Below are 7,017 nucleotides of genomic sequence, written 5' to 3'. Positions count from 1 at the left end.
GGGGCGGTGCGCGACACCCTGCTCGGCCTGACGCCGGCCGATACCGGCGCGATCGACATCGACATCGCAACCAGCCTCCCCCCGCAGGAGGTGCTCGAACGGCTCGAGGATGCGCGGATCCGCGCGGTGCCGACCGGGCTTGCGCATGGCACGATCACCGCGGTGACCGAGGGTGGAACCGTCGAGATCACGACGCTGCGCCGCGACGTCGCGACCGATGGGCGGCATGCGACGATCGCCTACACTGATGACTGGCGCGAGGATGCGGCGCGCCGCGATTTTACGATCAACGCGCTCTATGCCGATCCCGTCAGCGGCGAGATCTTCGACTATTTCGGTGGCCTTGACGATCTGTCCGCAGGGCGCGTGCGCTTCATCGGTGATCCCCTGCAGCGGATTGCGGAGGATCATCTGCGGATCCTGCGCTTCTTCCGCTTTCACGCGCGGTTCGGGACCCAGATCGACGCCGCCGGGCTGGAGGCGTGCACCGCCCGCGCGAACGACCTGATGGCGCTGTCCCGCGAACGGATCGCCGCCGAACTGCTCAAGCTGCTCGTCGCGGCGCGCGCCGTTGCGGTGATCGCACTGATGGTCGAGCGCGGCATCTGGCGTGCGGTGCTGCCCGAGATCGACGCCGACGGGGTCGCACGGCTGGCCGCGCTGGTCGATCACGAACATGCCGCCGGCATTGCGCCCGATCCGATCCGCCGTCTGGCCGCATTGATCCCCGCCCGCGACGGCGATGTGGTCGCTGCACGGCTGAAACTGTCGAACACCAATCGCAAACGCGTCGTCGCGGCGACGCAGGGGATTGGGGACGAAGGCCCGCGCGCACTCGCCTATCGCCACGGCGTGGCTGGCGCGATCGACCGGTTGCTGATCGCAGGCGCGGACGTCGCACCGATTGCCGACTGGTCGCCGCCGGCATTTCCGATCAGCGGGGGCGCGCTGGTCGAACGCGGCCTGCGCAAGGGCCCCGACGTCGCGGCGATGCGCCGACGGATCGAGACGCAGTGGATCGCGGAGGGCTTTCCCGATCAGGCCAGAGTCGATGCGATCGCGGACAAGGCGGTCACCGAAACGCTCGCCTGAACCTTCAGGCCAGGATCGGCACCCGGCTGAAGATCGACTCGAACGCCTGAGCCGCCTCGAGCGGCCGCGCGAAGACATAGCCCTGGCCATAAGTGCATCCGAGCGCCGCGAGCGTCTGGGCCAAGTCGCCCGTCTCGATCCCCTCCGCGGTCGTCTGCATGTTGAGCGCCTGCGCGAGACTGAGGATCGCGCGGACGATCGACACCTTGTCGCGGTCCGCCAGCATCCCCGTCACGAAGCTCCGGTCGATCTTCAGCACATCGATCGGCAGTTTCTGGAGATAGGCGAGGTTGGAATAGCCGGTCCCGAAATCGTCCATGGCGAGCGTCGTGCCGAGATCCTTCAGCGCGTGCATCGCCTGCGCAATCCGGTCCGGGTCGGACACGATCGCACTTTCGGTCAATTCGAGCGTGAACCGGTCGCCGCCGAGTCGCGAGCGAGACAGCGCCGACTCGACCACCGGCGCGATCGCATCGCGCTGCAGCTGGATCGCCGACAGGTTCACTGCGACGCGAACGCCGCAATGCCCGCCGGCACGCACGTCCCACGCCGCCAGCGTCCGCGCCGCCGCATCGATCGCCCAGCGCCCCAGTGGAACGATCAGCCCTGATTCCTCGGCAACCGGAATGAACTGTGTCGGCGGGATCTCGCGACCATCCTCGTCGGTCCACCGCGCCAGCGCCTCGAACGCGACGATACGCCCGGTCGCGAGATCGCAGATCGGCTGATAGGCGAGCCGCAGCCGGTCATTCTCGATCGCGCGACGCAGCGCGGTCTCCATGCCGAACTGTTCGCGCGCGATCACGAATTCCTGGCGCTGATAGCATTCGGTCCGACCCGTCGCCTTGCCGCGCTTCACCGCGAACTGCGCGTGCCGGATCATCTCGGCGGTGTCGCCGGTCTCGTCCCGACCATAGGCGATGCCGATCGAGCATTCGACGCGGATCTCGTAATCGGTCAGGCGGAACGGCGCGATCAACGCGCGCTGAATCCGGTCGGCGAGACGCAGTGCCTCTGCGGGATCCTCGTCGATCGTCATCAGCACCGCAAACTGCCCGCCGCCGACCCGCGCCAGCGTATCGCGCACTCGCAGCGCGCCCTTGATCCGCCGTGCGACGGTGATCAGCATCTCGTCGCCGACCAGCGATCCCAGACACGCGTTCAGCCGCCCGAACCGGTCGATATCGATCGCCAGGACCGCGCGTGCGGCGTGATCCTCGACCGCCTCGACCAGATCCTCGAACCCTTCGCGGTTGAGCAGCCCGGTCAGGCTGTCGGTGGTCATCTCGCGCCGCATGCTGCGTTCGGTATGGATCTGCGAGGTCCGGTCGACGAAGCTCAGCGTGCACCGGTCGTGGATCGCTGCGCTGCTCCGCGCGATCGTCACGCGGTAATGCCGGCAATCGATCGTGTCGCCAAAGGCCCAGTCGAAGTCGAGTCGGGTCTGCGACGTCAGCAGAAAGGCGATGATCCGATCGCCCAGATCGGCGATCATCGGCGACCGTGCCGCGACGACGCCCAGCCCGGCCAAACGATAGGCCCGGTTCATCGCGAACAGCTCGAGCCTACCATTCTCGAGCGTCAGGTGGACCATCGGAATCGGGCTCAACTCGAGGCCGCGCGCGACGAGTTCAGCCGAGACGGTTGCCGGTTGTTCGGCCTCGTGAAGAACCCATTCCATAGTCCTGCCTAACCCGGCTTCGTTAAGGCCGCGTGAAATTTACAAAAGACCCAAAACGAGTACGATTATTTCAACGCCGGTTCAGACAGCCCGGCACCAGTCCGCAATGACCCGGCCGCCGGCTCCCGATTTACCCTGGAGTCAGATCGCGATGGTCAGCACGCATCGCCTTAGCATAGCCGAATTTCAGCCGAATCGGTTGTCGCGGGGAAAACCTGTGGGGGGCATGCGCCCGGCCGCGCCGCGCGCCGTGCGCCACGGCCCCAGATCCGCCTCGGTCCGCGTGCGCTTGGTCTCGCCGCCCATCGCCCAGCTCAGGCCGTTGGCGAACACGAAGGTGATCGCATCCGCCAGCCCGCCGTCGCGGTAGCGCTGGAGTTGCACCCCCTGCCCGCGATTCATCTCGACCAGCTCGTTGATCGGGAACACTAGCAGCTTGCGATTGTCGCCGATCGCCGCGACATAATCGTCCGCGGGGTCGACCGGGCGGACCAGCTTCACCTTCTCGCCGATCCGCGGCGTCATCACCGTCTTGCCCTTGCGCGTCTCCGCGATCACGTCCGCCGCCGTCGCGATGAACGCGCGGCCGTCAGTCGCCGCGACCATCAGCTTGGCCTGCCGCGCCGCGGGCAAGAGCGCGACGATCCCGACGCTGCCGTCGAGGTCGATCATCGCGCGCACCGGCTCGCCAAAGCCGCGCCCGCCCGGCAGCTTGTCCGCCGCCAGCGTGAAGAACCGCCCATTCTCGGCCGCGAGCAACAGCTTGTCCGTCGTCTGCGCATGGAAGGCGAAGGCGGGGCCGTCGCCCTCCTTGAACTTCAGCGCCTCGGGGCTGGCCAGGTCATTATGCCCGCGCATCGCCCGGATCCAGCCGCGCTGCGACAGGATGACGGTGATCGGCTCACGCTCGATCATCGCCTCGAGCGGGATGTCGCGGGTCGGCGCGGCCTCCTCGATCGTCGTGCGCCGCTTGCCGAGCAGCGTCTCCGCGCCATAGCGGTCGCGGATCTTGCGCAGGTCCGCCTTCATCCGCTTCTTCTGCAGCTTGGGATCGGCGAGCAACGCGGTCAGCGTCGCCTGTTCCTTGTCGAGCTTGTCGCGCTCGGTCTTGATCTCGAACTCTTCGAGCCGGCGAAGCGACCGCAGCCGCATGTTCAGGATCGCCTCCGCCTGACGATCGGTCAGGTTGAACTCGGCGATCATCACCTTTTTCGGCTCGTCCTCGGTGCGGATGATCTCGATCACGCGGTCGAGATTGAGATAGGCGATCAGATAGCCGTCGAGCAGCTCGATCCGGTCCGCGATCTTCTCCAGCCGATGCTGGGTCCGCCGCGTCAGCACGACGAACTGATGCTCGACCCAGGCCGACAGTGCCTCGCGCAGCGACATCACGCGCGGCGTGCGATCCTTGTCGAGCACGTTGAGGTTGAGGCTCACCCGCGTCTCGAGATCGGTCAGCCGGAACAGCCCGTCCATCAGCACCTGCGGATCGACCGTCCGGCTCCGCGGTTCCAGCACGATGCGGATCTCGGCGTCCGATTCGTCGCGCACGTCCGCCAAGATCGGGAGGCGCTTGGCGTTGATCAGGTCGGCGATCTGTTCGATCAGCTTGCCCTTCTGCACGCCATACGGGATCTCGGACACGATCAGCGTCCACATCCCGCCCTTTTCGCGCTCGATCTCCCAGCGCGCGCGCACCCGGAACCCGCCGCGCCCGGTGGCATAGGATTCGCGGATCACCGCGGGCGGATCAACGACCAGCCCGCCGGTCGGAAAGTCCGGCCCGGTCACATGCGCCAAGATCGCGTCATTGTCGGCATCGGGCTGATCGACCAGCAGGATCGCCGCCTCGATCAGCTCGGCGGCGTTGTGCGGCGGGATGCTCGTCGCCATCCCGACCGCGATCCCGCTCGCGCCATTGGCGAGAAGATTGGGGAACATGCCAGGGAACAGCTCAGGCTCCTCGTCCTCGCCATTGTAGGTCGGGCGAAGATTGGCCGCATCCTCGTCGAGCCCGTCCATCAGGTCGACCGCGACCTGCGTCAGCCGTGCCTCGGTATAGCGGTACGCGGCGGCGTTATCCCCGTCGATATTGCCGAAATTGCCCTGCCCGTCGACCAGCGGATAGCGCAGCGAGAAGGTCTGCGCGAGACGGACCATCGCGTCATAGACCGACTGGTCGCCATGCGGATGATATTTGCCGATCACGTCGCCGACGACGCGCGCGCATTTCTTGTAGCCCTGGCTCGGATCGAGCTTCAGCAGCCGCATCGCCCAGAGCAGCCGCCGGTGCACCGGCTTCATCCCGTCGCGCACATCGGGCAACGACCGCGCGGTGATCGTCGAGAGCGCATAGACGAGGTACCGCTCGCTCAGCGCGCTGTCGAAGGGGGCGTCGACGATGGAATCGAAGGGATCTTTGAAATCGGTGACCATAGTTGCCTTGTGGATAGCAAGCGCGGCCCAAAGGTTCCACTGTTGTTCTCAACACCCCGACCAGAATGCCCTGTCCTCATCCCCGGCCCGTCACCCTGACGAACATCAGGACCCACGAGCAAAGCCCCCCACCGATATTGCGTCCACCCGCGACGTCCGCCACCGTCAGACCATGACCGCTCCTGCGTTCGTTACCTGCTCCCCGAAAGGCCACGCAACACCATGATCCGCCTTGCCTTTCTCGCGCTCGCCGCCATCTCCACACCGGTGACCGCCGAACCGCCCGCACCCAAGCTCCTGACATGGCCCGACCTCGTCAAACGCCCGAAGCCCAGCCCAGACGCGACCATCGCCTATGGTCCCGACCAGATGCAGAAGGTCGATGTCTGGCGGCCGAAGGGCAAAGGCCCCTTCCCGGTCGTCGTGATGGTCCATGGCGGCTGCTGGACGACGAGCATCGCCGATCGCAGCCTGATGAACTGGGTCGCGGACGATCTTCGCAAGGACGGCATCGCGGTCTGGAACATCGATTATCGCGGCGTCGACCGCGCCGGCGGGGGTTATCCGGGGACCTTCGAGGACGCGGCGAAGGCGACCGACGCGCTGAGCGCGAACGCGGCGACCTTCAGTCTCGACACGCGCCGCATCGTCGCGATCGGCCATTCCGCCGGTGGCCATCTCGCGCTCTGGCTCGCCGCCCGCGCGAAGCTTCCTGCTGCCAGCCCGCTTCACAGCAGCGCGCCGCTGCACATCGACCACGTCATCAGCCTCGGCGGCCTGCCCGATCTTGAGGCGACGGCGGCCACCCCCGCCAATGGCTGCGGCACGGAGGTCGTCGCCAAGCTCGTCGGCATGCCCAGCGCGGCCCGCGCGGACGTGTACGCCGACACCTCGGTGCCGCGCCTTCTCCCGCTCGGCATAGTGCAGGACCTCGTCAACGGTCGCGAGGACCGGATCATCCCCTTCCCCTTCGCCACCGACTATGTCGCCAAGGCAAAAACCGCAGGCGACACCGCCCTCCTCCACACCATCCCGGCAACCGGCCATGTCGAACTCGTCGCACCCGAGACAGCGGCCTGGGCGGAGGCGAAACGGCTGATCGCGGCTGCCCTGAAATGACCGTGAACCCGCCCGTATCTACAAAGGCCCGACCATGACCCTCGACGAAGTCCGCGCGCTTGACGCCGCCGATCCTCTGGCAGCGTACCGGGAGCAGTTCGCGCTGCCGGAAGGCGTGATCTATCTCGACGGCAATTCACTCGGCGCGCTTCCCAAGGCGACGCCCGCCGCGCTCGCCGACGTCGCGACCCGCCAATGGGGCGACCGGCTGATCCGCAGCTGGAACGAGGGCTGGATCGACGCGCCGCAGCGGATCGGCGCGAAGATCGCCCCACTGATCGGCGCCGCCGCGGACGAGGTGATCATCGGCGACACGACCTCGACGCATCTGTTCAAGGCGCTGGTCGCGGCGTTGCGCGCCAATCCCGACCGCCACACGGTGATGAGCGAGGCCGGCAATTTCCCGACCGACCTCCATATCGCCGAGGGTGCGGTCGCCTGCGTCCCCGGCGCCCGGCTGAAGGTGGTCGCGCGCGCGGATCTCGCAGAGGCGCTCGACGAGGACACCGCGGTGCTGCTGCTCACCCATGTCCACTACAAGACCGGCGAGCGCTTCGACATGACCGCCTGGACCGCCCGCGCACATGCGACGGGCGCGCTCATGCTCTGGGACCTCAGCCACAGCGTCGGCGCGGTGCCGATCGACCTGAACGGCGCCGAAGCCGATCTGGCGGTCGGCTGCACGTATA

The 7,017-nt window shown here is 67.1% G+C and carries 5 protein-coding genes; 3 read left to right on the top strand and 2 right to left on the bottom strand.

Annotation, left to right across the window (positions count from 1 at the left end; translation table 11 throughout):
- Positions 1–1,092, top strand: a 1,092-nt coding sequence (locus tag sphsw_RS06015; RefSeq protein WP_031439807.1) for a CCA tRNA nucleotidyltransferase, incomplete at its 5' end; no start/stop codon positions are given.
- Positions 1,093–1,096: 4 nt separating this feature from the next.
- Here the strand turns inward: sphsw_RS06015 and sphsw_RS06010 are convergent.
- Together sphsw_RS06010 and parC are read right to left on the bottom strand one after the other, a co-directional pair.
- Complete coding sequence (locus sphsw_RS06010) at positions 1,097–2,773, bottom strand: putative bifunctional diguanylate cyclase/phosphodiesterase (protein WP_042466648.1); 1,677 nt, start codon at positions 2,771–2,773, stop codon at positions 1,097–1,099.
- A 186-nt stretch (positions 2,774–2,959) separates the two neighbouring features.
- On the bottom strand, positions 2,960–5,209 hold the full coding sequence (gene parC / locus sphsw_RS06005; RefSeq protein ID WP_031439805.1) for a DNA topoisomerase IV subunit A: 2,250 nt from the start codon (positions 5,207–5,209) through the stop codon (positions 2,960–2,962).
- 222 nt (positions 5,210–5,431) lie between these two features.
- Here parC and sphsw_RS06000 point away from each other — a divergent pair, with 222 nt between their 5' ends.
- Both sphsw_RS06000 and sphsw_RS18725 read left to right on the top strand, forming a co-directional pair.
- Positions 5,432–6,328, top strand: a complete 897-nt coding sequence (locus sphsw_RS06000; protein ID WP_031439804.1) for an alpha/beta hydrolase — start codon at positions 5,432–5,434, stop codon at positions 6,326–6,328.
- 34 nt (positions 6,329–6,362) lie between these two features.
- A partial coding sequence (locus sphsw_RS18725) for an aminotransferase class V-fold PLP-dependent enzyme (protein WP_042466647.1) occupies positions 6,363–7,017 on the top strand: 655 nt, incomplete at its 3' end.

The sequence above is a fragment of the Sphingomonas sp. FUKUSWIS1 genome, assembly GCF_000733135.1.
GTDB lineage: Bacteria > Pseudomonadota > Alphaproteobacteria > Sphingomonadales > Sphingomonadaceae > Sphingomonas > Sphingomonas aerolata.
Note: the sequence above shows the minus strand (reverse complement) of the source record. Positions and strands in the feature narration are given on the sequence as shown.